This is a genomic window from Devosia sp. P1_H9, assembly GCF_056405135.1.
Genome location: NZ_JBFUCQ010000003.1, coordinates 116,478 through 141,902, shown reverse-complemented (window position 1 = coordinate 141,902; position 25,425 = coordinate 116,478). Strand labels below are relative to the sequence as shown.

At 65.7% G+C, this 25,425-nt stretch carries 23 protein-coding genes; 8 read left to right on the top strand and 15 right to left on the bottom strand.

All coding sequences use genetic code 11. From position 1 onward, the window contains the following. Positions 1-93: 93 nt before the first annotated feature. A complete protein-coding gene (locus AC1DYL_RS06835; RefSeq protein WP_477156803.1) occupies positions 94-957 on the bottom strand; it encodes a helix-turn-helix domain-containing protein in 864 nt (287 codons plus the stop codon). An 87-nt stretch (positions 958-1,044) separates the two neighbouring features. Here AC1DYL_RS06835 and melA point away from each other — a divergent pair, with 87 nt between their 5' ends. From melA to AC1DYL_RS06800, 7 genes are all read left to right on the top strand, one after another. Further along, positions 1,045-2,499, top strand: coding sequence for an alpha-galactosidase (gene melA, locus AC1DYL_RS06830; protein ID WP_477172533.1), 1,455 nt, complete (start codon positions 1,045-1,047; stop codon positions 2,497-2,499). Positions 2,500-3,653: 1,154 nt separating this feature from the next. Further along, complete coding sequence (fliK, locus tag AC1DYL_RS06825) at positions 3,654-4,646, top strand: flagellar hook-length control protein FliK (protein ID WP_477172532.1); 993 nt, start codon at positions 3,654-3,656, stop codon at positions 4,644-4,646. Beyond that, entirely contained in the window at positions 4,643-4,918 is a 276-nt protein-coding gene (locus AC1DYL_RS06820) for an EscU/YscU/HrcU family type III secretion system export apparatus switch protein (RefSeq protein ID WP_477150959.1), read from the top strand. Before fliK ends, AC1DYL_RS06820 begins: the two co-directional genes overlap by 4 nt. Before the next feature lie 58 nt (positions 4,919-4,976). Continuing rightward, entirely contained in the window at positions 4,977-6,029 is a 1,053-nt protein-coding gene (locus AC1DYL_RS06815) for a D-TA family PLP-dependent enzyme (protein WP_477172531.1), read from the top strand. Between the two features lie 36 nt (positions 6,030-6,065). Then, the gene (locus AC1DYL_RS06810) at positions 6,066-6,548 is read left to right on the top strand and encodes a GNAT family N-acetyltransferase (RefSeq protein WP_477150961.1); all 483 of its coding nucleotides are present in this window, start codon (positions 6,066-6,068) and stop codon (positions 6,546-6,548) included. Between the two features lie 87 nt (positions 6,549-6,635). After that, a complete protein-coding gene (locus AC1DYL_RS06805) occupies positions 6,636-8,444 on the top strand; it encodes a putative bifunctional diguanylate cyclase/phosphodiesterase (protein WP_477172530.1) in 1,809 nt (602 codons plus the stop codon). Positions 8,445-8,523: 79 nt separating this feature from the next. Further along, on the top strand, positions 8,524-10,503 hold the full coding sequence (locus AC1DYL_RS06800) for a PhoX family protein (RefSeq protein WP_477172529.1): 1,980 nt from the start codon (positions 8,524-8,526) through the stop codon (positions 10,501-10,503). A gap of 211 nt (positions 10,504-10,714) precedes the next feature. Here AC1DYL_RS06800 and AC1DYL_RS06795 read toward each other — a convergent pair whose 3' ends face one another. The 9 genes from AC1DYL_RS06795 to aptA form a co-directional block, all read right to left on the bottom strand. Beyond that, on the bottom strand, positions 10,715-11,689 hold the full coding sequence (locus AC1DYL_RS06795) for an ABC transporter substrate-binding protein (protein WP_477172528.1): 975 nt from the start codon (positions 11,687-11,689) through the stop codon (positions 10,715-10,717). 25 nt (positions 11,690-11,714) lie between these two features. Further along, on the bottom strand, positions 11,715-12,830 hold the full coding sequence (locus AC1DYL_RS06790; RefSeq protein ID WP_477172527.1) for an ABC transporter permease: 1,116 nt from the start codon (positions 12,828-12,830) through the stop codon (positions 11,715-11,717). After that, entirely contained in the window at positions 12,827-13,711 is an 885-nt protein-coding gene (locus AC1DYL_RS06785; RefSeq protein ID WP_477172526.1) for an ABC transporter permease, read from the bottom strand. The genes AC1DYL_RS06790 and AC1DYL_RS06785 overlap by 4 nt, the downstream gene beginning before the upstream one ends. A 3-nt stretch (positions 13,712-13,714) precedes the next feature. Then, entirely contained in the window at positions 13,715-14,515 is an 801-nt protein-coding gene (locus AC1DYL_RS06780) for an ABC transporter ATP-binding protein (protein WP_477172525.1), read from the bottom strand. Positions 14,516-14,519: 4 nt separating this feature from the next. After that, on the bottom strand, positions 14,520-15,974 hold the full coding sequence (gene hydA / locus AC1DYL_RS06775) for a dihydropyrimidinase (RefSeq protein WP_477172524.1): 1,455 nt from the start codon (positions 15,972-15,974) through the stop codon (positions 14,520-14,522). A 53-nt stretch (positions 15,975-16,027) separates the two neighbouring features. Then, positions 16,028-16,714: a hypothetical protein gene (locus AC1DYL_RS06770; RefSeq protein WP_477172523.1), complete on the bottom strand. Its 687-nt coding sequence runs from the start codon at positions 16,712-16,714 to the stop codon at positions 16,028-16,030. Further along, entirely contained in the window at positions 16,711-17,961 is a 1,251-nt protein-coding gene (locus tag AC1DYL_RS06765; RefSeq protein WP_477172522.1) for a Zn-dependent hydrolase, read from the bottom strand. Before AC1DYL_RS06765 ends, AC1DYL_RS06770 begins: the two co-directional genes overlap by 4 nt. Before the next feature lie 8 nt (positions 17,962-17,969). Beyond that, positions 17,970-19,466, bottom strand: a complete 1,497-nt coding sequence (locus AC1DYL_RS06760) for a CoA-acylating methylmalonate-semialdehyde dehydrogenase (protein WP_477150971.1) — start codon at positions 19,464-19,466, stop codon at positions 17,970-17,972. A 69-nt stretch (positions 19,467-19,535) separates the two neighbouring features. Beyond that, positions 19,536-20,867 (bottom strand): omega-aminotransferase AptA, encoded by a 1,332-nt coding sequence (aptA, locus tag AC1DYL_RS06755; protein ID WP_477172521.1) that lies wholly within the window; start codon positions 20,865-20,867, stop codon positions 19,536-19,538. A gap of 135 nt (positions 20,868-21,002) precedes the next feature. Between aptA and AC1DYL_RS06750 the strand changes: the two genes are divergently transcribed. Further along, entirely contained in the window at positions 21,003-21,671 is a 669-nt protein-coding gene (locus AC1DYL_RS06750; RefSeq protein ID WP_477172791.1) for a TetR family transcriptional regulator C-terminal domain-containing protein, read from the top strand. A 4-nt stretch (positions 21,672-21,675) separates the two neighbouring features. On the opposite strand, the gene AC1DYL_RS06745 is transcribed toward AC1DYL_RS06750, so the two are convergent. From AC1DYL_RS06745 to AC1DYL_RS06725, 5 genes are all read right to left on the bottom strand, one after another. Continuing rightward, on the bottom strand, positions 21,676-22,599 hold the full coding sequence (locus AC1DYL_RS06745) for a DMT family transporter (RefSeq protein ID WP_477172520.1): 924 nt from the start codon (positions 22,597-22,599) through the stop codon (positions 21,676-21,678). Positions 22,600-22,605: 6 nt separating this feature from the next. Then, positions 22,606-22,983, bottom strand: a complete 378-nt coding sequence (locus AC1DYL_RS06740; RefSeq protein ID WP_477150975.1) for a hypothetical protein — start codon at positions 22,981-22,983, stop codon at positions 22,606-22,608. A 193-nt stretch (positions 22,984-23,176) separates the two neighbouring features. Further along, on the bottom strand, positions 23,177-23,641 hold the full coding sequence (locus tag AC1DYL_RS06735) for a carboxymuconolactone decarboxylase family protein (RefSeq protein ID WP_477150976.1): 465 nt from the start codon (positions 23,639-23,641) through the stop codon (positions 23,177-23,179). Between the two features lie 30 nt (positions 23,642-23,671). Continuing rightward, positions 23,672-24,175, bottom strand: coding sequence for an RrF2 family transcriptional regulator (locus AC1DYL_RS06730; RefSeq protein ID WP_477172519.1), 504 nt, complete (start codon positions 24,173-24,175; stop codon positions 23,672-23,674). Between the two features lie 81 nt (positions 24,176-24,256). Beyond that, the gene (locus AC1DYL_RS06725; protein ID WP_477172518.1) at positions 24,257-25,282 is read right to left on the bottom strand and encodes a diguanylate cyclase domain-containing protein; all 1,026 of its coding nucleotides are present in this window, start codon (positions 25,280-25,282) and stop codon (positions 24,257-24,259) included. Between the last annotated feature and the right edge of the window lie 143 nt (positions 25,283-25,425).

Below are 25,425 nucleotides of genomic sequence, written 5' to 3'. Positions count from 1 at the left end.
TTCGGGCGGCTGCCATGCTAGGCAGTCATTGGATAAGCAACTCCTAAATGACCAGTAAGTAGGAACGGCTGATTTGGCTGATTGTCAATGTCGTCAGCGCCCCGCCGCAGCAGCAGCGCGGTACTCGCTGGGCGAGATGCCATTGAGCCGCCGAAACGCCTTGGCAAAGTAGTTGCCATTGGCAAATCCGGTCGCCGCGGCAATTGCGCCGACTGGCTGGTCGGTGGCGATCAGCAGCCGCGTCGCCCGCTCCATCCGCGCCGAGAACACGAAATCCGCCGGGCTTTTCCCCGCTTCGTTGCCAAAGCGCCGCACGAAATGCGCCCGGCTAAGCCCAGCCACCCGCGCCAGCCGGTCCACCCCCAGCGGCTCGCCTAGATGAGCCGCGATGAAGCTCTGCGCCCTCGCAATCGGCGGCGCGACCGTCGTTGTCGCGGGCGTCGCGCCGAACAGCCCGTCATGCAGCGCCATCATCGCTGCATAGGCGGCGGCCGAAATGTCGCCGCTGAGCAGCTCCGGCGCTCCCATCAGCCTCAGGCACGCATCCGCCATCCGGTCCACCGTAGCCGCCGACGGCGTCACCACCGGACCCTTGAGGTCGATGATGGTCCGCATCAGCCGCAGCGCCTCGCGTCCGTTCGCGCCGATCCAGAAATACTCCCAGGTCTGCCCGCGATCGAGCCAGTAGCGGTTGGCATGCGGAAAGCTCAGGACCATCGTCGAGCCCGGCAGTAGTACGTGCCGCGCTCCGGCATAATCAAGCTCGCCGCGCCCCGCGATGGTGTGCTGGATGATCACGAACGGCGCGTCGCCGCGCTTCAGTCCCTCCCAGTTGTAGACCTCGTTGGCGCGCTTTTCGAACCCGGCGCCCGTAGCCATCACATGAAAGCCCAGCGGGCCGCGCGGCGGCGCGATCGCCTGCACCTTGTGCCCGTAGGCAATGAGATCGGACAGCATGAAATTACCCGCTAGCGCATGACTTTCCTCTACACCTGCCGACCCCTCTGCCGCTAGATGGAGCCCAACAGAAAAGGGAGGAACGGCATGTCGTTCAAAGTCGCGGTCATCGGGGCGGGGTCGGTCGGGTTCACCAAGACCCTCATTTCTGACCTGTTGAAAGTGCCCGAATTCGCCGATGTCGAGTTCGCGCTGACCGATATCAATGCGCACAACCTAGACATGATCCAGCAGATCATCTCGTCGATCGTTGCGGTCAACAACCTGCCGGCCAAGGTCACCGCCACCACCAACCGCCGCGAGGCCATCACCGGGGCGCGCTACATCATGAGCTGCGTCCGCGTCGGCGGGCTAGAGGCCTTCGCCACCGATGTCAACATCCCGCTGAAATACGGCGTCGACCAGTGCGTCGGCGACACCATCTGCGCCGGCGGCATCCTCTACGGCCAGCGCAACATCCCGGTGATCCTCGAGTTCTGCAAGGACATCCGCGAGGTCGCCGAGCCCGGCGCGCTGTTCCTGAACTATGCCAACCCGATGGCCATGAACACCTGGGCTGCCGACCTCTATGGCGGCGTCGACGTGGTCGGCCTCTGCCACGGCGTCCAGCACGGCGCCCATCAGATCGCCCAGGTGCTGGGCGTCCGCGACGATGAGCTCGACTATGTCTGCTCGGGCATCAACCACCAGACCTGGTACATCGACATCCGCGCCAACGGCCGGAAGATCGAGGCCGACGAGCTGATCGCCGGCTTCGAAAATCACCCGGTCTATTCCAAGCAGGAAAAGGTCCGCATCGACGTCCTGAAGCGCTTCGGCGTCTATTCGACCGAGTCCAACGGCCACCTCTCGGAATACCTGCCCTGGTACCGCAAGCGCCCCGAGGAAATTTCGCGCTGGATCGACATGAGCGACTGGATTCACGGCGAAACCGGCGGCTACCTCCGCCACTCGACCGAACGCCGAAACTGGTTCGAAACCGATTTCCCGAAGTTCAAGGCCGAAGCCACCAAGCCGCTGTCGGAGCACAAGCGTACCAGCGAGCACGCCAGCTACATCATCGAGGCGCGCGAGACCGGCCGCACTTATCGCGGTCACTTCAACGTCCGCAACAACGGCATCATCAAGAACCTGCCGGCCGACGCCATCATCGAAAGCCCCGGCTTCGTCGATCGCTTCGGCATCAACATGGTCGAGGGCATCGAACTGCCGATCGCCTGCGCCGCCACCTGCTCGGTGTCGATCTCCGTGCAGCGTATGAGCGTCGAGGCAGCAATGACCGGCAATATCGACATGCTCAAGCTCGCCGTGCTGCACGACCCGCTGGTCGGCGCCATCTGCACCCCGGACGAAGTCTGGCAGATGGTCGACGAAATGGTAGTCGCCCAGGCCCAGTGGCTACCGCAATATGCCGACGCCATCCCCGCCGCCAAGGAGCGGCTGGCCAAGGGCACGGTGAAGACCAAGGACTGGGCCGGCGCCGCCCGCAAGGTCGTCCGCTCGGTCGAAGAACTGCGCGAAATGAAGGGCGCCCATCACTAGCCATCGGTCTCCCAGTCGTCTCCCTCCCCCTTTGCGGGGAGGGATCAAGGGGTGGGGGGAGCCGCGTGCGCGGACTGTGCGGTCCCACAAGTTAACTCCCGTTAACCCGACTCCCTGCATGGTGGGGCATGTCCGATGTCGCCACCGCGCTCCTCCAGCTGACCGGCCGTACCGAACCCACCGCCGATCCGGCGCTGGCGGCGGTGAAGCTGGCCCGCGCCACGATAGACGCCCTGGTCCTCCGCCTCGGCCAGACGATTGACGCCAAAGTCACCGCCCAGCTCGCCGGCGGCCTCACCCAGCTCACCGCCGGCACCGAAACCTTCGTGCTGAAGCTCGAGACGCCGCTGCCGGTCAACACGGCCGTGGCACTCAGGATCGCCGCCACCCCGAACGGCCAACCCGCTGTGACTGTCGCGGTCCAGCCCCAGCCACCCGCCGCCCAACCGGCGCCACCCGCGCCACCGCCAACCCAGCCGCTACCCGCCGCACCGACGCCGCTCCCGCCGAGCACATCGAGTCCCGTATCTCCGTCAGCGACCATCCCGCTGCCAGTGCCCGGCCAGACGCCGATTGCACCCAGTCCCACGGCGACCCTTCCGCCGCAGCCGGCCGCAACCCCGCCGTCACCCCCGACCACCCCGCCGCAGGCGACAATACCACAGGCGTCGACGTCTCAGGTCGCACTACCCTCGGCGCCAGCGCCTCAAGTCACGCAGGCAGGGTCGCAAGTCAGCACGCCGCCAACAGCCCAACAGGTCGCCGCTCAACCGGCCCCTCTCGCCCTGCCATCACCTCCCACAGCGACCCCGGCCACCACCACAGCGACACCACCACCGCCCCCAACGCTCGCCGCACCAGCGCCATCTCCGCCGACAGGCAGCGTAAGCCCCACGCCTGCTCCAGTCGCGACGTCCGCGATCCCAACGCCTCCGCCGGTAACTCCTGGGGCAACCGTGCAACCCGGGCCATCCCTCCTGGCCGCCCAGACCGCGTCGACCACCCCCGCAGCACCCGCACCACTTCTCACCACTCCCGCGCTCGCCGCCCTGCCGTCGCAGCCGATCAGGACCAATCTCGCTGCGCCGCCATCCGTCCCTCCGCCGGCATCGGCTCCCGCTCCAGCTCCCGCGGCGCAAACCGCCCCGGCACCCGTGCCACCCGCCGCCCCACAGGCCCTGCCGCAGTCGCCCGCACCGTCCGTCGCAACCCAACCGGTCCCACGCCCAACCCCGCCCGCCACCTCACCTTCGCTCACCCAGATTCTCGCCGATCCGGTTCAAGCCGCCGCCCGCCAGGACACAGTCCTGCCGCTCCTCGCCCGCCTCGCGTCTCTCTCCGCTCCCGCCGCCTCTGCGCTGCCGCGCCCGGCCCTCGAGGCCATCGCCCGCATCCTCGCCGGTCGCCTCGATCTCAACCGCGCTCCGCCCGACGGTAGATCCATCCGCGATGCCGTCCTCCGCGCCGGCGTTATCACCGAGCCGAGTGCCCGCATCCCGATCGATGCCAAGTCCGCGCTGCTCCAGCTGCGTTCAGCGCTGGCCGCCTTCCTCGGCAGCGAGACCGAAGCCGTCGCCCCGGTCACCCGCCGCCCGCCGCCTCCGCTGAAAGGCGAGCCCGTCCGCGCGCCGTCGCCCCAGCCGGCGGTTCCAGCCTCGGAGGAACCTCTCGAAACCGCCCGCCAACTGCTTGGCCACACTGACGCGTCGCTCTCCCGCCTGAAGCTCCTGCAGCTCGCCTCCAACCCGCCCGACGCCGCCCGCCTCAACACGCCGGCCCCCGCCGCCGAGTTCCGCGTCGAAGTCCCCATGCAGCTCGGCGCCGAGACCGGCATCCTTCAGCTGCTGGTCGAGCGTGACGGCAAGCACAAGCGCACCCCGGCCGAACGTGGCTGGCGCATGCGCTTCGCCCTCAACTTCACCGTCACCGGCGAAGTCGGGGCCGAGCTCGCGCTGCTCGGCCGTACTGCCAGCATCGCGCTCTGGGCCGCCGAACCGGCCACCGCCGACGCCCTCGAGGCCATGCTTCCCGAGCTCGCTCCGGCGCTGGCCCGTCACGGCCTCGATCTCGGCGCCGTCCGCGTCCGCCGCGGCGTCCCGCAACCCGCCGCCCGCGCCCCGGGCCAATTGCTGGATAGCGCCCGATGAGCGAAGCCGAAAAGCCCATCAGCCTCGCCGTTGCCCTCGAATACGAACGCGGCACCCGCGATGCGCCCCGCGTCATCGCCAAGGGCCGCGGCGAACTCGCCCGGCGCATCGTCGAAACGGCCGAGGAGCACGGCGTCGTCATCGACTCCAACGGCCCCCTGGCCGAGGCCCTGGCCGGCGTCGAGCTCGACGAGCAGATCCCCATCGAGCTCTACGAGGCAGTGGCCGAAATCATCGGCTTCATCCTCCGCGCCAGCCACGCGCGCCTCTAGCTTGCATTCCGCCCCCCGTCCGGGCGAAGTGACGCGCCAACTTTCCGGAGCCCGCGTCATGCCCAACATTGCCGACCTCGATACGCCCACCGTCCTGATCGATATCGATCGCGTCGAGGCCAATCTGCAGCGGGCCCAGGCGCATGCCGACAAGCAGGGCTACGCGCTCCGTCCCCACATCAAGACGCACAAGCTGCCCCGTTTCGCCAAGCGCCAGGTCGAGCTCGGCGCCGTCGGCATCACCGTGCAGAAGCTGGGCGAAGCCGAGGTGATGGCCGATGCCGGCCTCACCGACATCTTCCTCCCCTACAACATCCTCGGTCCCAAAAAGCTGGCCCGGCTCAAGGCACTGAACGAGCGCATCACCCTGTCGGTCACCGCCGACAGCCCCGATACGCTCGCCGGCTATGCCGCGACCTTCACCGAGGGCAAGCCGCTCACCGTGCTGATCGAGTGCGACTCCGGCGGCGGTCGCTGCGGCGTCCAGACGCCGGCCCAGGCGCTGGCGCTCGCCCGCCAGATCGCCCTCGCCCCCGGCCTCCGCTTCGGCGGCCTGATGACCTATCCGTCGCTACATGGTGTCGACAAATCCAATGCCTGGCTCAGCGAAGCCGTCGCGCTGTTCCAGCAGGCCGGCATCGCCGTGCCGCGCGTCTCTTCCGGCAACAGCCCCGACATGTGGGCGCCGGCCGCCGCGCCGGTCACCGAGCGCCGCCCCGGCACCTACATCTATTACGATCGCTTCCAGGTGCGGGAGAAGGTCGCCAGCCTCGACGACTGCGCGCTCACTGTCCTCGCCACGGTCGTCAGCCGCCCCACCGCCACCCGCATTGTCATCGATGCCGGCTCTAAGTCGCTCACCTCGGACCTCCTCAACATGGAGGGCTACGGCCTCGTCATGGGCACCGACCTGACCGTCAAGGGCCTCTCCGAGGAGCACGGCGTCATCGAGCTGCCCGTCGCCTCCGATTGGCCGCGCGTCGGCGAGCGCCTGCGCATCGTCCCCAACCACGCCTGCGTCATCTCCAACCTGTTCGACACCGTCACCCTGATCTCCGGCGACGAGGTCAAGGAAGTGGTGCCCGTTGCGGCGCGCGGACGAGTCGACTAGGTATCCTTCCGGCACAGGCAGTGGGCGATAGCATAGATGGGCGACCTCTTGGTCCGGCTGTATGACCTGCCGGAAATCGCATCCGAAGCAAAGGTGATCGCCGCCGGCGTTACCCTGCGCCGGGCGCTTCCCCCCGAGCGGCACTTGGTCACCGAGTGGGTGGGCCGGCATTTCAGCCCCTATTGGGTGTCCGAGGTGGAAATGGCGATGAGCCAGCACCCCGTCACCTGCTGGCTCGCTGTCCGCGACAACCAGTTGCTCGGCTTCGCCTGCCACGACGCGACCGCCAAGGGCTTCTTCGGCCCCACCGGCGTCGACGAGGCGGCGCGTGGGCAGGGGATCGGCGAAGCCCTGCTGATCGTCACCCTGCGCGGCATGCGCGAAGCGGGCTATGCCTACGCCGTCATCGGCGCCCCCGGCCCGGTCGAGTTCTACCAGAAGCGGCTCGACGCGCTGCTGATCCCCGACTCGAAACCTGGCCTTTACAAGGGGATGCTGCGTCCGGCTCAGTCGAGCTGAATGCAGCAGGCGAACTAACCTAGTCTTTACTCGGCCGCGCTAGGCTCACAGCCTCGATTTCCCTGGAATCTCTGGGTCTCCAGCGCCTTGTCCAAGACCGGGAACACTCCCGCGCCACCGCCGGACGCCGCACCACCAGAAGGTGATGCAGCCGCGCTGCTGAAGCTCGGGCGCCAGTTGTCGCTGGCCCGCGGCAAGCTCCATGCCCAGGACCTGCGCCTCCGCGCCATCCTCGAAAACCTGGCCCACGGCATCTCCCTCTACGATCGCCACGGCCGGCTGGTGCTCTGCAACCGCCAGTTCCTCGACATCTATCGCCTGCCGCCCGCCCTGGGGAAACGCGGCACCAGCTTCCGCCAGATCCTCGAAGCCCGTGTCGCCGGCAACACCCATGTCGGCGACGACGCCGACGACTATGTCGCCGATCGCCTGAGCGCCGTGCACGAGCAACGCACCCTCGGCGGCATCCACCGGCTGAACTCCGGCCAGGTCATCTCGATGACCCACCAGCCAATGGACGATGGCGGCTGGATCTCGACCCATAAGGACGTGACCGAGCTGCACAACATGCAGGCCGAGCTCACCCACCTCGCCTACCACGATGCTCTGACGGGCCTGCCCAATCGCACCCTGTTCTACCGCCGCATCGGCAATTCCTTCGAAAACCTCGCTGGCACCGGCTTCGCCGTGCTCTGCCTCGATCTCGATGGCTTCAAGCCGATCAACGACACGCTCGGCCACGCCGCCGGCGACGCCCTGCTGCGCCAGTTCGCGGCCCGGCTTGGCAGTTGCCTCGGCCCCATGGACTCCGCGGCCCGCATGGGCGGCGACGAGTTCGCCGTGCTGCACCGCGGCGGCACCGCCGAGAGCGCCCAGGACCTCGCGCAGCGCCTCTGCGAAGCGACGCTCGCGCCCTACGACCTCGACGGCCAGGTGCTCACCATCGCGGTCGGCATCGGCATCGCCATCGCCGGCGAGGACGGGATCGACACCGATCAGCTGCTGCACAATGCCGACGTGGCGCTTTACGCCGCCAAGCGCGACGGCCGGGGCAGCGTCCGCTTCTTCGAGCCCGAACTGAACCGCGTCACCGTCGATCGCCGCCGCCTTGAGGTGGACCTCAAGCGGGCACTGGAATTTGGCGAGTTCGAGCTGCACTTTCAGCCAATTCTCAACCTCCGGACGCACAGATTCTCGGGCTTCGAGGCCCTGCTGCGCTGGCAGCATCCCGACCGCGGCCTCGTCCCGCCTTGCGATTTCATCCCCGTCGCCGAAGACACGGGCCTGATCGTCCCGATCGGCGATTGGGTCATCCGCGAGGCCCTGGCCGAGGCGGCGCGCTGGCCCGACGGCCTCAAGATCGCCGTCAACGTCTCGTCCGTCCAACTGGTGCGCGGCAGCCTGATCACCACGCTCGTTCAAGCCCTTGCCGCCTCCGGCATCGCCCATGAGCGGGTCGAGATCGAGATCACCGAGTCCGTTTTCCTCGAGAATTCCGAGCAGAGCCTCGACACCCTCCGCCAGCTCCGCGCCCTCGGCGTCCGCATCGCGCTCGACGATTTCGGCACCGGCTTCTCGGCGCTCGGCTACCTGCTGGCCTTCCCCTTCGACAAGATCAAGATCGACGGCACCTTCGTCCGCGCGCTCGAAAGCACCGAGGGCGCCAAGACCATCGTCAGCGCGGTTGCCGATATCGGCGCGCGCCTCGAGATGGAGACAACCGCCGAGGGTATCGAGACTCCCGAGCAGCTGCGCGGCGTTCACGCCGCCGGCTACACCGAGGCCCAGGGCTACCTGATCTCGCACCCGATGACGCGCGAAGCGGTGCGGCGGCTGGTCCTCGGCACCTCCGACGCCATGCCCGAAGCGCCCCTGGCGCAGAAGGCTGCCGGCTAGTCATTCCAGCGTCATCGCTTCGTCACAGCAGCGTCTTTTGCCGGGTGCACCCATCCTGAATACTTTCAGGAGCGTCACAATGACCGACCGTTTGAAGACGCGCGCGCGCCCGACGCGCCGCCAGTCATTCACCACCAAATTTTCCGACCTGATGGCCGAAGGTTATTCGCGCCGCTCTGTGCTGAAGGGTCTGCTCGCCGGCACCGCCGTGGCCGCATCCGGCGCCAGCTTCGGCGTCGGCGCCGCCTTCGCCCAGGCCAACTCCGTCTCCAGCCTCACGTTCCCCGAACTGACCCGCGTCACCGACAAGAACGACCACTGGCCGGAGGGCTACTCGCGCCAGATCCTGCTGCGCTGGGGCGACAAGCTGTTCGCTGACAGCCCCGAGTTCGACCTCGCGACCCTCGACGGCGCCGCCGCCGAAAAGCAGTTCGGCTACAACAACGATTTCACCGCCTTCCTGCCGCTGCCGCAGGGCAGCCAGTCAAACGATCACGGCCTGCTCGTCGTCAACCACGAGTACGCCGCGCCCTACCTGATGTTCCCCGGCACGACCGATGAGGACTACAAAGAAAAGCTGACCGACGACCAAATCCGTGCCGTCGCCGCCTCCACCGGCATCTCCGTGGTCGAGGTCAAGAAGACTGGCAATGAGTGGCAGGTGGTCACTGACGGCCAGTACAATCGCCGCGTCCACATGGGCACCGAGATGCGCCTCTCCGGCCCCGCCGCAGGCGACGGCAGGCTGAAGACCTCGATCGACCCCACCGGCACCATCGTCTTCGGCTCCATCTCCAACTGCTCGGGCGGCATCACCCCGTGGGGCACGATGCTCTCGGGCGAGGAAGGCGGCATGGACGTCTTCGCCGGCGACTACACCACGCTCCCCGACCAGGAACTGGTCGAGCGCCAGGGCTGGGACGAGGATGAGAATGACGGCTACGCCCTGAGCCGCGTCGACGCCCGCCTGAAGTTCGAGAACGAGCCGAACGAGTGGCTGAAGTTCGACTGGGTGGTCGAGATCGATCCGTTCGATCCGACGGCCAAGCCGGTTAAGCGAACCGCCCTCGGCCGCTTCACCCACGAAGGCGCGCAGGTTGCTATGGCCCCCGATGGCCGCGTCGTCCTCTACATGGGTGACGATGACGACTTCGAGTACCTCTACAAGTTCGTCACCTCCAAGCCCTGGAACCCCACCGACCGGGCCGCCAACAAGGACCTGCTCGACGAGGGCACCCTCTACACCGCCCGCTTCGATGCTGATGGCAAGATGACCTGGCTGCCGTTGGTACAGGGGCAGGGGCCGCTCACCCCCGAGAACGGTTTCCACACCCAGGCTGACGTGGTGCTGCGCACCCGCATGGCCGCCGACCTGCTCGGCGCCACCCCGATGGACGCGCCCGAAGGCTTCGTGCCGCATCCGAAGACCGGCCGCGTCTACATCGCCATGACCGAGAACGAGGATCGCCTGCCGGCCGGCGAAGGAGACGAGGGCGAACAGGTCAACGTCGCCAACACCCGCGCCCCGAACCCGGACGGCCACATCCTCGAGCTCACCCCGCCAGGCGCTCCCGACGCGCCCGACCATGCCGCGACCGACTACACCTGGGATGCCTTCATCCTCTGCGGCGACCCCAAGGATCCGGCCTCGCACGCCCTCTGCCACCCCGAGACCTCGGACGACGGCTGGTTCACCGATCCGGACAACCTCTCGGTCGATCCCGCCGGCCGCCTCTGGGTCACCACCGACGGCCCGCCCGATGCCGGCTTCAACGATGCGCTCTATGTCGCCGACACCGAGGGCCCGGGCAAAGCACTGCCGAAACTGTTCTACTCGCCCCCCGTCGGCTCCGAAGTCTGCTCGCCTGCCTTCACCCCCGACGGCAAGACCATGTTCCTCTCCATCCAGCACCCCGGCGAACTCCGCCTCGAAGACGGCGAGGACTCCACCTCCATCGCCGACGCCGGCACCAACTGGCCCGACTTCATTGCTGGCCAGGGCCCTCGTCCCTCGCTGGTAGTGATCACCAAGGACGACGGAGGCGTGGTCGGCAGCTGAGGAGTCCGGGAGAGCAGCTTTCTCATCGGAGCCACTCTCCTCCCCACCAACGTCATCCCCGCGAAGGCGGGGCCCGGCGCGATCTCTCAACCTCCACGGGTGTTGCAGCATCCACTAGGTTCCCGCCTGCGCGGAAATGACGCCGGTGTGTAGCCCAAACAAAAAAGGCGGGGATCGCTCCCCGCCTCGTTCACTCCTGAAACCCCAAGTTTCAGAGCTTGTCGGTGATCGCCGTGGTGAAGGCGCCCGACGGCTTGTTCTTGATGATCTTCTGGTCGAGCAGGGCCTTCTCGGTGCGGTCATAGGCGGCCGCGTCGAGCTTGAAGTCCTTGGCGTCGACGAGCTTGGCCACTTCGCCCATCATGTACTTCTGATGGTCGAGGGTCTGGGCACCGGACTCGTCGTTGTCGAGCACGATCTGCGCCGCCTCATCGGGGTTGGCGATCGCATACTCCCAGCCCTTCTGCGAAGCGCGGACGAAGCGGACCATCTTGTCGGCGAAAGCCGGGTCGGCGAGCTTGTCTTCCATCGCATAGAGGCCGTCCTCGAGCAGGTCGTTGCCGAGGTCGGTGTAGTTGAAGATCACCAGCTTGTCGGTGGTGAAGCCCGCGTCGATCGCCTGGCCCAGTTCGTTGTAGGTCATCACCGAAATACAGTCCGCCTGCTTCTGCACCAGCGGCTGCACGTCGAACGACTGCTTCAGAACGTTGACGCCATCGGCGCCGCCTTCCGTCGGGATGCCCAGCTTGTTCATCCAGGCGTAGAACGGATACTCGTTGCCGAAGAACCAGACGCCAAGCGTGTGACCCTTGAAGTCGGCTTCGGTCTGCACCGGGCCATCCTTCGGGCAGATCATCAGCAGGCCGGACTTCTTGAACGGCTGCGCGATGTTGACGAGGCCGACGCCCTGCTCGCGGGCCGCCAGCGCACCGCCCATCCAGTCGACGATCACGTCGGCGCCGCCACCCGCGATCACCTGCTCAGGGGCGATATCCGGGCCACCCGGCTTGATCGTGATGTCGATGCCTTCGTCAGTGTAGAAGCCCTTGTCCTTGGCGACGAAATAGCCTGCGAACTGCGCCTGCGTAACCCACTTGAGCTGCAAGGTGACCGGATCGGCCGCCCAGCTCGCGGTAGCACCGAGCGCCAGCGCGCCCGCTACCAGACCAACGAGAAGCTTTTTCATTTTTGACGTTTCCCTTTTCCCCTGATTACGCCCGACCACCGCGGACGGACGGATGCCAGAAGGTGACTGCCCTCTCGATGAGCGCCACCAGCCAGTAGAAAACAGAGCCCGCTAGCGCCGCCACGGCGATCTCTGCCCAGACCATCTCGACATTGAGCTTGCCGATCTCACTCGAGATGCGAAAGCCCATGCCAACGATGGGTGTTCCGAAGAATTCAGCCACGATTGCGCCGATCAGCGCCAGAGTCGAGTTGATCTTCAATGCGTTGAAAATGAACGGCGCCGCTGCCGGCAGCCTGAGCTTGAACAGCGTCGACCAGTAACCCGAGGCATAGGTGCGCATCAGGTCGCGCTCCATGTGCCCCGCCGCGTTCAGCCCGGCCACGGTGTTCACCAGCATCGGGAAGAACGTCATGATGACGACGACGGCAGCCTTGCTCGGCCAGTCGAAGCCGAACCACATCACCATGATCGGCGCGATGCCGATCAGCGGCAACGCCGAGATGAAATTGCCCAGCGGCAATAACCCGCGCTTCAGGAACGGCGAGCGGTCGACCGCGATGGCAACGAGGAACCCTGCGCCGCACCCGAGGACGTAGCCGGCTAGCACCGCCTTGAGGAAGGTCTGCTGGAAATCCGCCGCGATCCTCGGGATATTGCCAATCAGCGTCTCCCAGATCCCCGATGGCGACGGCAGCAGCACCTTGGGCACATTGCCGCCCCGGGTGATCGCTTCCCACGCGACGAGGATCGCCACACCGAAGATCGCCGGGATCAGCACCCCAACCAGTTCGGCCGCCTCGCCCCGCACGATGGCCCGCGACAATCGCTCCGCAAACAGCCAGGCAAATAGCCAGGCAGCAACCAGCGCGAACCAGTAGCCCGGCTCGGCCTGCTGCAGCGTTTCGAGCGCCAGCATCAGCCCCACCGCGCCGAGCGCCGCGAGGACGCCGTCGACCCAGTAGCTCAACGGAATACGGAAACGGATGAGGCTGAAGATGCCGAGCACCAGGAACACCCCGACCGCGGGAAACTCCCACACCGGCAGCGGCGCCCCTTCAGTCGACGCGAAATCGAAGATCAGCGCCAGCAGCGCGAAACCAGACGCGAAGGCAGCGAGAACCCGTTGCAGCGCCGTCATGCCCGCGCTCCGAGTTGCTTGTTGGTGACCCGCTCGGCCAGCCCCACCAGCGCAATCAGCGCCCCGGCCAGCAACGCCGCAGCTAGCAGCGCCGACCAGATCTGGATCGTCTGCCCGTAGTACGAGCCCGCCAGCAGCCGCGCACCAATCCCGTTGCTGGTGCCGGCCGGCAACTCGCCGACGATGGCGCCGACGAGGCTCGCCGCCACCCCCACCTTCATCGAGGTAAACAGATAGGGCAGGGCAATCGGCCAGCGCAGCTTGGTGAACACATGGAAGCGCGACGCGTTGTAGGTGCGCATCAGGTCGAGCTGGATCTGCTCGGGGCTGCGGAAGCCCTTCACCATCCCCACCACCACTGGGAAGAAACTGAGATAGGTCGAGATCAGCGCCTTAGGGACCAGTCCCGAAATCCCCACCGCGTTCAGCACCACGATCACCATCGGCGCGATCGCGAGGATCGGGATCGTCTGGCTGGCAATGATCCACGGCATTAGCGACCGGTCCATCGCCTGGTTGTGGACGATGAACGCCGCGAGCCCGATGCCGAACACCGTACCCATGGCAAAGCCCAGGAGCGTCGCCGAGAGCGTGATCCAGCCATGGTAGACGAGGCTGCGCTTCGACGTGATGGCCTGCTCGACCGTGGTCTTCCAGAACTCCCCAACGATCTGATGCGGCGCCGGCAGCAACGGCTTCTCGGCGTTCAGCACGTCATTGAGCTGCTGCCCGAAGCCAACATTGGTCACGTCGGTGCGCTGGTAGAAATCCGACATCCCTTGCCAGTTCATCAGCACCGCCGCGACATACCAGACGACGATCAGCGCGGCGACGACGATCAGGATCGGGAACAGGCTGCCGTCGCGCCACGAGGTCTTCATCGCCTAGACCTCGTACGAGTGGCCGGCCCTCAGGCCGTCACGGACGCGGTGGGCGATGGCAAGGAACTCCGGCGTTTCGCGAATCTCCAGCGGCCGCTCGGCGGGCAGGGTGCTCTGAATGATGTCCGTCACCCGCCCCGGCCGCGGGCTCATCACCACGATCTTGGTCGAGAGATACACCGCCTCGGGGATCGAGTGAGTGACGAACGCGATACTCTTCTGCGTCGCCGCCCAGAGCTTCAGCAACTCCGAGTTGAGGTGGTCGCGGACGATCTCGTCGAGCGCTCCGAACGGCTCGTCCATCAGCAGCAGGTCGGCATCGAACGCCAGCGCACGGGCGATCGAGGCGCGCTGTTGCATTCCGCCGGAGAGCTGCCACGGAAACTTCTTCTCGAAACCCTCGAGGTTCACCAGTTCCATGGTCTTGCTGATGCGCGCCTTACGATCCGCCTCGCCATAGCCCATGATTTCGAGCGGGAGCGCCACGTTCTTCTCGATGGTCCGCCACGGAAACAGTGCCGGCGCCTGGAACACATAGCCATACGAGCGGTTGACCCGCGCATCGGCGGGCGAAGTACCATTTACCGTGATCGTCCCTGACGTCGGCTGCTCCAGATCGGCGATGACGCGCAGGAACGTCGTCTTGCCGCAGCCCGATGGGCCGATAAACGAGACGAACTCGCCCCGCTTGATGTCGAGATTGACGTCCGACAGCGCCACCACGTCGCCGTCCGCTGTCTTGAAAGTCAGGCCGAGACCCTTGGCCTCGACCACGCTCTGCGATTTGCCCCCGTCCGTCGTCAAACCCTCAAACCCCCGTCGCCGGAATGCCGGTGCGCTCTACCTTGCGCGGCGCGGTGATGTCCTTCCAGGTCGACAGCGCCCGGTTCACCGGGTTCTTCGCCTCGCGCGCCACGAACTGGCCGTGGCCCTGTTCGGCGCTGATCGTGTCCTCGGTCACCGCCACCTGCCCACGGGTCAGCGTAAAGCGCGGCAGCCCCTCGACCTCGATGCCCTCGAACACGTTGTAGTCGATCGCCGACTGCTGCTTCGCTGCCGTGATCGTCTTCTTGCGCTTCGGATCCCACACCACCAGGTCCGCATCGGCCCCGACTAGGATCGCACCCTTCTTGGGGTAGAGGTTGAGGATCTTGGCGATGTTGGTCGAGGTCACCGCGACGAACTCGTTCATCGTCAGCCGCCCGGTCTTCACGCCTTTGGTCCACAGCACCGGCAGCCGGTCCTCCAACCCGCCCGTCCCGTTCGGGATCTTGGCGAAGTTGCCGATGCCGTTGCGCTTCTGTGCTGTGGTGAAGGCGCAGTGATCGGTCGCCACCACCTGCAGCGAGCCTGACTGCAGCCCAGCCCACAGCGAGTCCTGGTGCTGCTTCGAACGGAACGGCGGGCTCATCACCCGACGCGCCGCATAGTCCCAGTCCTTGTTGAAATACTCGGTCTCATCGAGCACCAGGTGCTGGATCAGCGGCTCGCCATAGACGCGCATCCCCTTGGCGCGCGCCCGGCGGATCGCCTCATGTGCCTGCTCGCATGAGGTGTGGACGATGTAGACCGGCACCCCCGCCATATCGGCGATCATGATCGCCCGGTTGGTCGCCTCGCCCTCGACTTCCGGCGGCCGCGAATAGGCATGCGCCTCCGGGCCATTGTTGCCTTCCGCAAGCAGCTTCGCCGTCATCTGCGCCACCACGTCACCGTTCTCGGCATGAACGAGGGGCAGCGCCCCAAGGTCGGCGCAACGCTGGAATGACGAGAACATCTCGTCATCATCCACCATCAGCGCGCCCTTGTAGGCCATGAAGTGCTTGAACGAAGTGATGCCGCGATCGACGACGTCGGCCATCTCGTTGAACACCTGCTCGCCCCACCAGGTGATCGCCATGTGGAACGAGTAGTCGCACGAAGCTTTCGAGGTCTTGTTGTCCCACATCTGCAGCGCCTCGAGCAGCGACTGGTTGGGCGAGGGCAGGCAGAAATCCACCACCATGGTCGTCCCACCCGACAGCGCCGCCCGCGTCCCGGACTCGAAATCATCGGACGAGTAGGTCCCCATGAACGGCATTTCGAGATGCGTATGCGGATCAATCCCGCCCGGCATCACGTAGCAGCCGGTGGCATCGAGGACTTCACCGCCTGTCAGGTTCTGCCCGATGTCGGTAATCTTGCCGCCCTCGACGCGGACGTCGGCCGCGTAGGTCAGGTCAGCAGTGACCACGGTGCCGTTCTTGATGATCTTGCTCGTCACGGTTGCGTCCCTTCTCTAGTCACTTCGCCAGCAAGCCCTCGATCATTCGGGCTTCAGTTGCTGATCGCGTCCAAAATCGATTGCACGCCCCTGTCGATCGTGCGTGTGGTCATCGTCGGAACTCCCGACCTGAACTTCTCTGCCGCCTTGGCGATGAAGTCATAGGCCTGCTCGCTGCTGATGCTGCCCGCATCCGGCCAGGTTCCATATCGTTCTTCGTGGTACCAGTCGGGACTGGCATGGGTCTGCCCGCCAATGCTCATCGACCAGTGCTCGCCGCGTGAGCGGAAATAGTAGTCTTTGCCGTCGATGACGCCATGCGATTGCACTGGCGCGCTGCCACCAGCGCGACCGACCACCATCCCAGGTATGGGCCGCCCGAGTAGAATACGCTTAACCAGCACGCTTCCGGCGGCCGCTATGCGAGTGATCTTCAGCGGCTGACTCGCCTCGTCTGGCCGATAGCTATCCATGAAAGGAGAATAGTGCCATGACTTTGCGATGGCGGACAGGCGAACAAGCTCGCCATCCTCGGCGATGCCGATATACGCCACCAACTGCGCAGGCACGCCGTCCCACGGGCCCTCCGTCACTATCGCGTCGTTGGCTCGCGCAAAGGCCTCGTCGTTGGCCCGCTGGTCAGCAAGGGCTTTGGACAATGCGGCAAGGTCTTCCGCTGTCGCATCGGCATATCGACGCGGCATCACCGACAACGGATCGACCTCGTCGCTTGCCGTCACCCCACAATCTCCGCCGTCTCCAGCACCGCGCGCAGCAGCACGTCGGTCCCAGCCGCCGCCCATTCCTTGCTGATGTTCTCGGCCTCATTGTGCGAAAGCCCATCCACGCACGGGCACATGATCATCGCCGATGGCGCCACCCGGTTGATCCAGCACGCGTCATGCCCCGCACCCGAGACGATGTCGCGGTGCGAGTACCCAAGCTCCTTGGCCGCCGCGCGCACATTCCCCACCAGCGTCTTGTCGAACGTCACCGGGTCGAAATGCCCGACCTGCTCGACCTCGAAGCCGATATCCAACCCCTCGGCGATGTTCTCGATGCCGCCGCGGATGCGCTCGTCCATCTCGTCGAGCACCGCCTTGTCCGGCGAGCGAATGTCGATGGTGAACACCGCCTTGCCGGCGATGATGTTGCGCGAGTTCGGATAGACCTCGATGTGTCCCACGGCGCCCACGGCGCTCGGCTGGTAGTCCATCGCCACTTCGTGCACCAGCTCGATCACCCGCGCCATGCCAAGGCTGGCGTTGCGCCGCTTCGGCATCGGGGTCGAGCCGGTATGCGCTTCCTTGCCGGTGAGCGTCACCTGCAGCCACTTCAGCCCCTGGCCGTGCGTTACGACGCCGATGTCGATGTTCTCGTCCTCGAGGATCGGACCCTGCTCGATATGCAGCTCGTAGTAGGCGTGGATTTTACGGGCCCCGACCACCTCGTCGCCCTTCCAGCCGATCCGCTCCAGCTCCTCGCCGAACGTCTTCCCGTCCTTGTCCTTGTGCGTGTAGACGTCCGCCTGCTCCAGCACCCCGGCGAACACGCCCGAGGCCATCATCGCCGGGGCAAACCGCGCCCCTTCCTCGTTGGTCCAGTTGACCACGACGATCGGGCGTTTCGTGCGAATATCGAGATCGTTAAGCGTGCGGATCACCTCGAGCCCGCCCAGCACCCCGAGCACGCCGTCATAGCGGCCACCGGTCGGCTGGGTGTCGAGGTGGCTACCCACATAGACCGGATCGAGCCCGGGCTCGGCACCTTCGCGCCGCGCGAACATAGTGCCCATCTGGTCGAGCCCCATCTCCATGCCGGCGGCCTCGCACCATCGCTTGAACAGCGCGCGGCCTTTGGCATCGTCATCGGTGACCGTCTGCCGGTTATTGCCTCCGGCAACCCCTGGCCCGATCTCGGCCAACTCGTGAATGGAGCTCCAAAGGCGTTCGGGGTCGATACGAAGGTTTTCGCCGGGAGCTGCCATTGGTGGTCCTATTTCTGGCTCGGGAAGCTGAATTCCGCGCCGGATTTGATGCCCGCCGGCCAGCGCGTCGTGACGGTTTTGAGCCGCGTGTAGAAGTGCACGCCTTCCGGCCCATAGATCGAGTGGTCGCCGAAAATGCTCCGCTTCCAGCCGCCGAACGAGTGGTAGGCCACCGGCACCGGGATCGGCACGTTGATGCCCACCATGCCCACTTCGATCTTGTCGGCGAAGTCGCGCGCCGCATCGCCGTCGCGGGTGAAGATCGCCGTGCCGTTGGCATATTCGTGCCCGTGGATCAGGTCCACCGCATCCTGGTAGGTGCCGGCGCGAACCACTGACAGTACTGGCCCGAAGATCTCCTCGCGGTAGATCTTCATGTCCGGCTTTACATGGTCGAACAGCGTGCCGCCGACGAAGAAACCGTCCTCATAGCCCTGCAGCTTGAAGCCGCGGCCATCGACCACCAGCTCGGCGCCGGCTTCGACGCCCGCATCGATATAGCCGACGATCTTGTCGCGCTGCACCTTGGAGACGATCGGGCCCATCTGCGAGTCGCGGTCCGTCGCCGGGCCGATCTTCAGCGCCTCGACGCGCGGCTTCAGCTTCGCCACCAGCGCATCGGCGGTCTTGTCGCCCACCGGCACCGCCACCGAGATCGCCATGCAGCGCTCGCCGGCCGAACCGTAGCCGGCGCCCATCAGCGCGTCGGCGGCCTGGTCCATGTCGGCGTCGGGCAGGATGATCATGTGGTTCTTGGCGCCGCCCAGCGCCTGGATGCGCTTGCCGGCCTGCGTGCCGCGCCGGTAGACGTACTCGGCAATCGGGGTCGAGCCGACGAAGCTCACCGCCTTGATGTCGGGATGGTCGAGAATGGCGTCGACCGCTTCCTTGTCGCCATGGATGACGTTCATCACGCCCTCCGGCAGCCCGGCATCCATCAGCAGCTGCCAGGCGAACATCGGCGCCGACGGGTCGCGCTCCGACGGCTTCAGGATGAAGGTATTGCCGCAGGCAATCGCCAGCGGATACATCCACATCGGCACCATGGCCGGGAAGTTGAACGGCGTGATGCCGGCGACCACGCCCAGCGGCTGCCTGTCCGAATAGGTGTCGATGTTCGGCCCGACATTGCGGCTGAACTCGCCCTTCAGCAGCTGCGGGATACCGCAGGCGAAGTCAACGCAGTCGATGCCGCGGGCCAGTTCACCCAGAGCGTCGTCATGCACCTTACCGTGCTCGCGAGAGATGTGCTCGGCCAGCTCGTCGGCGTGCTTTTCGAGCAGCTCCTTGAACTTGAACATCACCCGCGCCCGCTTCATCGGCGTGGTGTTGGCCCAGGCGGGCAGGGCCTTCTTGGCCGCTGCAACGGCGGCGTTGATCTCGTCGAGCGTCGACAACGGCAGCGTGGCGATCGCCTCGCCGGTGGCCGGGTTGAACACCGGCTGGGTGCGCGTGCTGGTGCTGGTGACCAGCTTCCCGCCAATGGCATTCTGTATCGTCTGCATCACAGACCTCCGCTCGTTGAATGTAGAACGTTCGTTCTATCGGTGCCGATATAGAACATTCGTTCCATTCTACTCAAGCGTCTTGAGGATACCGGCGAGCGTTCCGATCAGCTCGTCGATCTGCGCCTTCGAGATGATCAGCGGCGGCGACATGGCGATGATGTCGCCGGTGGTGCGGATCAGGATGCCCGTCTCGAACGCTTTGACGAAAGCCGAGAAGGCGCGCTTGGTCGGCGAACCGGCAATCGGCTCGAGTTCGATCGCGCCGATCAGCCCGAGGTTGCGGATGTCGATGACATGCGGCAGCCCCTTCAGCGAGTGTAGCGCATCTTCCCAGTACGGCGCGATTTCCGCCCCACGGGTCAGCAGCCCCTCGTCCTTGTAGGTCTCGAGCGTTGCAAGACCCGCCGCCGAGGCAATCGGGTTCCCCGAATAGGTATAGCCGTGCATGAACTCGATGACGTGCTCAGGCCCTTGCATGAACGCGTCGTGGATTTCCGAGCTGACCAGCACCGCGCCCATCGGGATCACGCCGTTGGTCAGGCCCTTGGCGGTAACGAGAATGTCCGGCGTCACGCCGAAATAGTCCGCCGCGAACGGCGTGCCGAGGCGACCGAAACCGGTGATCACCTCATCGAAGATCAACAGGATGCCGTGCTTCTTGGTGATCTCGCGCAGCTTCTGCAGATAGCCCTTGGGCGGGATCAGCACGCCGGTCGACCCGGCCACCGGCTCGACGATGACAGCCGCGATGGTCGAAGCATCATGCAGCGTCACGATACGCTCGAGTTCCGACGCTAAGTCCTCGCCGCCGCCTTCGCGCTCGCCGCGGGTGAACTGGTTCTTCCCCGGCGTATGGGTGTGCGGCATATGGTCGACGCCGGTGAGAAGCGTGCCGAACATCTTCCTATTGGTGACGATGCCGCCCACCGAAATGCCGCCGAAATTGACGCCGTGATAGCCGCGCTCGCGCCCGATCAGCCGGAACCGCGAACCGTCACCCTTGGTCCGGTGATAGGCCAGCGCCACCTTCAGCGCCGTCTCGACCGATTCCGAACCCGAGTTGGTATAGAGCACATGGTTGAGCCCCTCCGGCGCGATCGACACCAGTGCGTTGGCCAGCTCGAACGCCTTGGGATGCCCCATCTGGAAGGCCGGCGCATAGTCGAGTTCAGCCGCCTGCTCCTGGATCGCCTCGACGATCTTGGGGCGGCAGTGGCCGGCGTTGACGCACCACAGGCCCGCCGTGCCGTCGAGCACCTGGCGTCCGTCGGAAGTCGTATAGTGCATGTCCTTGGCGCCGACGAACATGCGGGGCGCCTTCTTGAACTGCCGGTTGGCCGTGAACGGCATCCAGAACGCGCTCAGATCGTTCGGCGTGACATTGCGACGGTCGGACACCTTGGACTCCCCCGGAGGCTATTTGTTGAGTTTATGGGTCAAGTATATTTGGAGCTTGACCTTTGGATGTGTTATCCAGAAATTTGACCAGTTGGAAAAAACGTTATCACTCCCATGCCGCCGATCAAGGTGAAAATGCTGGAGACGGAAGGCGGCAAAGGGGGCGCAAAGGCACCCTCGTCGAAGCGTCCCAGGGCGCAGACGCGCATCCAGCGCGAGAAGCAGGAAGTCATCCTCGAAGCGGCGCTCGACGTGTTCAGCCGCGAGGGTTTCCGCGGCGCCACCATCGACCAGATCGCCGAGGCGGCGGGGATGAGTAAGCCCAACCTGCTCTACTATTTCCCGCGCAAGGAAGAGATCTACCAGCGCCTGCTCGCCGAGATGCTGGACGTCTGGCTGGCCCCCTTGCGCGAGATCGATTCGGTCGGCGACCCGGTCCCCGAGCTCCGCTCCTACCTCCGCCGCAAGCTCGAGATGAGCCGCGACTACCCGCGCCAAAGCCGGCTCTTCGCCAATGAGATGCTGCAGGGCGCCCCCCGCGTGCTCGAAATGCTGGAGACCGACCTCAAGGCGCTGGTCGACGAGAAGGCCAAGGTAATGGAAGGTTGGATGGCGGCGGGCAAGATCGTCCGCACCGACCCGTACCACCTGATCTTCTCGATCTGGGCCACCACCCAGCATTACGCCGATTTCGACGTGCAGGTCCGTGCCGTCCTCGGCAAGGACCGCGGCGGCGAAGGCCGCTTCGAAGACGCCGCGCGCTTCCTCGAAAACCTCTTCCTGCACGGCCTCTTGCCGAAGTAGCCGCTCAGCGCTCCCGCAGCAGCGCCAGCACCACCAGCCCCAGCACCGTGACCATCGCCCCGGCGGCGACGCTGAGGCTCGCCCAGCCATGTCCGGCCAGTCCCTCGAACACGATCACGAAGGCCGGCACCAGGTAGCCATAGGCAATCACCTTGGCGGCCGGCAGGCGCGCCGAGGCGTACTGGATCAGGAAAAAGCACACTGCCGTCGGGCCGATGGCGAGATAGAGCACCACCCACCACACCAGTGGCGGCAGGTGCACCCAGTCGGTCGCGAGGATCTCAGGCAGCCCGTAGCCGGTGATCCACACCGCCGTCGCCACCATGGTCCAGAAGCTTAGCACTAGCGCGGACTCGCCTCGGTTGAAGCGGCGCAGCAGCGGCGTGTAGATCGCGTAGGCGACGCAGCCGACGAAGTAGATCAGCTCGCCCTGGCCGACATCGAAGCGCAGCAACGCGTCGATGTCGCCGCGAAAGATCACCCAGATGGCGCCCAGCCCGGCGAGCACCAGGCTGATCAGCACCGCGAAGCCCGACCGCTGCCCGACGATGAAATACGCCGTCACCGCGGTCATCAGCGGCACCAGCGTATAGACCGCACTTGTCGCCACCGGCTTGGTCATCGTCAGCGCGATGAACATGGTGACGAAGTAGACGGCAGTCAGGAAGCCGTTGATCCCGAAGCGCCAGGGCGCCGCCGGGAACACGAACTTCTGCCGCGCCACCCCAAACGCAAACGCCCCCATCAGCGCCGCAGCCAATACGAACCGCAGCGCGTTCAGCGGCACTGCGTGGATGTAGGGCACCGTCAGCGCGCCGAACGTGAACGAGCCGGCGATCAGCCCCGCAAACAGCAGCATGGCGAGATGCGACAGCAGGCGCTGTCGCATCTCGCTGCTGGCGTCGATGGTCGTGCCGGCAACGCTCACGGACGGCTAGAGCGAATAGGCGACGACGAGCAGGAAGGCCCCGGTCAGGCCGGTGTTCATGATGAACGACTGGACATGCGGCTTCTGCTCCTCGCCCGTGAATTCCCAGAACGGATGGAACAGCACCGTGGCGAGGACCAGGAATACGATCAGTGCCAGCCCGCCGAGCACACCGGCAAACGGCACGAACGGCGACAGCACCGTCAGCGCTCCACCTACGATCTGCAAGGCGACACCGAACTTCGCGGCCGTGTCCGGCTGCGTGATCTTGCGTCCGGCGAGGAACGTCGCAAGGCCCGGAATGGCCTGGATGTTGCGGACGCCGAAGACGATGAAGGCGCCGCCCAGCAAGAGATGGGCGAGAATGAGTAACGTCGAGAACATGCAAAAAAACTCCCTCGGATGCGCCGCTAGAGCGCTTTCAGGAAAAGGTGCAGGCTTTTCCGCCTCGAAAGCGCGACCAATCAAGAACCTGGTGCACTTCCTCGCTTCACCGAAACGGTGAATGCTCCAGTTACAGGACAACGACGCGCGGGGCAGGCCGGAATCGACACCGGCCCACCGAATAATTGTGCCGTCAGGCCGCCTGGCTCACCGGCGCGATGGCGTGCACCATCCGAGATCCGACCGCTACCCGGTTCCAGACGTTGATCGTGCCGATGGCGATGGTGATATTGCCGATCTGCTCGTCAGTGAAGTGGAGGCGCAGCGGTTCGAACGCTTCGTCCGGTGCACGCGTTTCGGCAAGCCGGGTCAGCGCATCGGTCCAGCCCAGCACCGCCCGTTCGGCATCGCTGTAGACCGGCGACTCGCGCCACACGTTCACCAGCGCGATCCACTGTTCGGATAGGCCATCGTGCCGGGCCTCCCTGGTGTGCATGTCGACGCAATAGGCGCAGCCATTGATGTGCGAGGCCAGCAGCTTGATCAGGTGGATGTAGCGGGCCTCGAGCCCGCTTTCGCGGACCACGAAGCGATCGAGTGCTGCCACTGCGCGGTAGGCGTCCGGCGCAGCCTTGGAGATGTCGAGTCGAGCTCGCATGGGATCAGTCCTTTGCTTGGTGGGAAATGGTCAGCCGGCGGCTGGGCGCCGCTCATGCAGTTCGAGAAAGGCGCAACTGCGCTTGTCGATGGCGTCGCCGAGCGGGGTGCCCGGGTTGCTGTTCAGTTCGGCGATGCTGACCTTGCGCAACTCGTCGCGATAGGCGCGCTCCGCCTTCAGCATCGCCGCGCTGACCGCGCACGGCTTGGCGTAGAATTTCGAGGGCAGGGGATCCGGCCCGCGCTGCCGGATTTCGGCACAACGGAACGCCGGCCCCGCACCTTCAACGGCGAGCACCACATCGAGCAGGTTGATCTTGTCGGCCGGTCGCCCCAGCCGATAGCCGCCACGCGGCCCGGGCACGGACGTAAGCAGGCCGGCGCCCGCCAGCGCCTGCAGGTGCTTCAGCAAATAGCTGGTCGACACGCCGTGATACTCGGCCAGCGCCGCGGCCGGCAGTGCGCCGTCAGGCTGCAACCCCGCCAGCACCAATATGCAGTGGATCGCCTGTTCCACACCATCGCCAAGCTTCATCGTCAGACTCCAATCGTGGACAAGACATATCCACGATTAGTGTCGGTGTCGAGTCCGCTGTTCCGGCACGAGTCCGGACAGTCAGGCGGCGTCGGCCATGGAGGTGTCTGCGAAGACGAAAGCGTGGCCGGGCAAGGCCTTGGCGCGATAGAGCGCCGCATCGGCCGCGCCGACCAGCCGGCCGTTGTCATTGCCATAGGCGCTGCCCATGGCAATGCCTATGCTTGCACCGACCTGGATCTGCGACAGCCCGAGCTTCACCGGCTCGCTCAGGGCGAGGCCGATATCGGAGGCAAGTTCCGCGAGGGCCGCGCGTGATGTCGGCGGACCGCGCAGGATGGCAAACTCGTCGCCACCAATGCGCGCCACCATATCGCCGTCGCGCGCGATGCCTGTCAGCCGCTGCGCCACGATGCGCAGCAGGTCGTCGCCGGCATTGTGGCCGAAGCTGTCATTGACCTGCTTGAAGCCATCGAGGTCGAGATAGAGCAGGGCCGGGTTGCTGGCCGAGCGCGCCAGCTGCTGGTCGAAGCCGAGCCGGTTGTAGAGGCCGGTCAGCGCGTCGCGCGACGCCAGCTCCTGGGCAGCCTGCCGGCGTTTCTCCAGGTCTCGCGAGATCCGGTAAAGCCGGTTCAGCACAAACACCACGCCCGCCAGGAACAGTCCGCAGGCAAACAGCCGGATCGGCGCCAGCTTGTAGAACATCTCTGTCCCGAACCGTCGCGGCTGCCACGAAAGCCGGGCATCGGAGCCCGGAACCGTCGTCGAGATCTCGCCCGGGCGAGCGCCACCGCTGACGAAATGCGCGCCGGTGAAACCGAAATCCTCGGCGAGCCGCTCGGCCGTCGCCACATCCGGCAGCGCTCCGTCCGCCAGCACCACCCGCAGCGCCACCTGCGCCCGCTCGGTTTCGGCGGATACCGAGGCTTGATCGATCGACGCCACCGCGAACCACACCGCGCCGATCACCGTCAGCGCGAGGACCACGGTTGAAATAATGCCGACGATCAGCAGCCGTCGCGGGTTCGGCAAAGCCAGGTCCGCCTGGGGCGCTCCGCCATCCGATGACCGGACCGGCCGAACCAGGTCTCGAACCCTCTGCCCCATGCGCCTCTCCTACGTTTGGCGCACGCTAGAGGGCTGCCCGTTCACCAATCCTTAGCGATGAAGGCGGTCATCGGCGCATGGTTAGCGAACGGTTAATCCCCTCGCAGCCTCAGCAACGAGGATGCCACACCCACCGGCCGTCA

Coding starts and splice junctions, on each gene's coding strand:
- AC1DYL_RS06760 (WP_477150971.1), bottom strand. CDS start 19,466: ATGCAGACGATACAGAATGCCATTGGCGGGAAGCTGGTCACCAGCACC.
- AC1DYL_RS06790 (WP_477172527.1), bottom strand. CDS start 12,830: ATGACGGCGCTGCAACGGGTTCTCGCTGCCTTCGCGTCTGGTTTCGCG.
- AC1DYL_RS06835 (WP_477156803.1), bottom strand. CDS start 957: ATGCTGTCCGATCTCATTGCCTACGGGCACAAGGTGCAGGCGATCGCG.
- melA (WP_477172533.1), top strand. CDS start 1,045: ATGTCGTTCAAAGTCGCGGTCATCGGGGCGGGGTCGGTCGGGTTCACC.
- AC1DYL_RS06735 (WP_477150976.1), bottom strand. CDS start 23,641: ATGCGAGCTCGACTCGACATCTCCAAGGCTGCGCCGGACGCCTACCGC.
- AC1DYL_RS06820 (WP_477150959.1), top strand. CDS start 4,643: ATGAGCGAAGCCGAAAAGCCCATCAGCCTCGCCGTTGCCCTCGAATAC.
- AC1DYL_RS06725 (WP_477172518.1), bottom strand. CDS start 25,282: ATGGGGCAGAGGGTTCGAGACCTGGTTCGGCCGGTCCGGTCATCGGAT.
- AC1DYL_RS06800 (WP_477172529.1), top strand. CDS start 8,524: ATGACCGACCGTTTGAAGACGCGCGCGCGCCCGACGCGCCGCCAGTCA.
- AC1DYL_RS06740 (WP_477150975.1), bottom strand. CDS start 22,983: ATGTTCTCGACGTTACTCATTCTCGCCCATCTCTTGCTGGGCGGCGCC.
- AC1DYL_RS06795 (WP_477172528.1), bottom strand. CDS start 11,689: ATGAAAAAGCTTCTCGTTGGTCTGGTAGCGGGCGCGCTGGCGCTCGGT.
- AC1DYL_RS06730 (WP_477172519.1), bottom strand. CDS start 24,175: ATGAAGCTTGGCGATGGTGTGGAACAGGCGATCCACTGCATATTGGTG.
- AC1DYL_RS06765 (WP_477172522.1), bottom strand. CDS start 17,961: ATGGCAGCTCCCGGCGAAAACCTTCGTATCGACCCCGAACGCCTTTGG.
- AC1DYL_RS06815 (WP_477172531.1), top strand. CDS start 4,977: ATGCCCAACATTGCCGACCTCGATACGCCCACCGTCCTGATCGATATC.
- AC1DYL_RS06810 (WP_477150961.1), top strand. CDS start 6,066: ATGGGCGACCTCTTGGTCCGGCTGTATGACCTGCCGGAAATCGCATCC.
- AC1DYL_RS06750 (WP_477172791.1), top strand. CDS start 21,003: ATGCTGGAGACGGAAGGCGGCAAAGGGGGCGCAAAGGCACCCTCGTCG.
- AC1DYL_RS06785 (WP_477172526.1), bottom strand. CDS start 13,711: ATGAAGACCTCGTGGCGCGACGGCAGCCTGTTCCCGATCCTGATCGTC.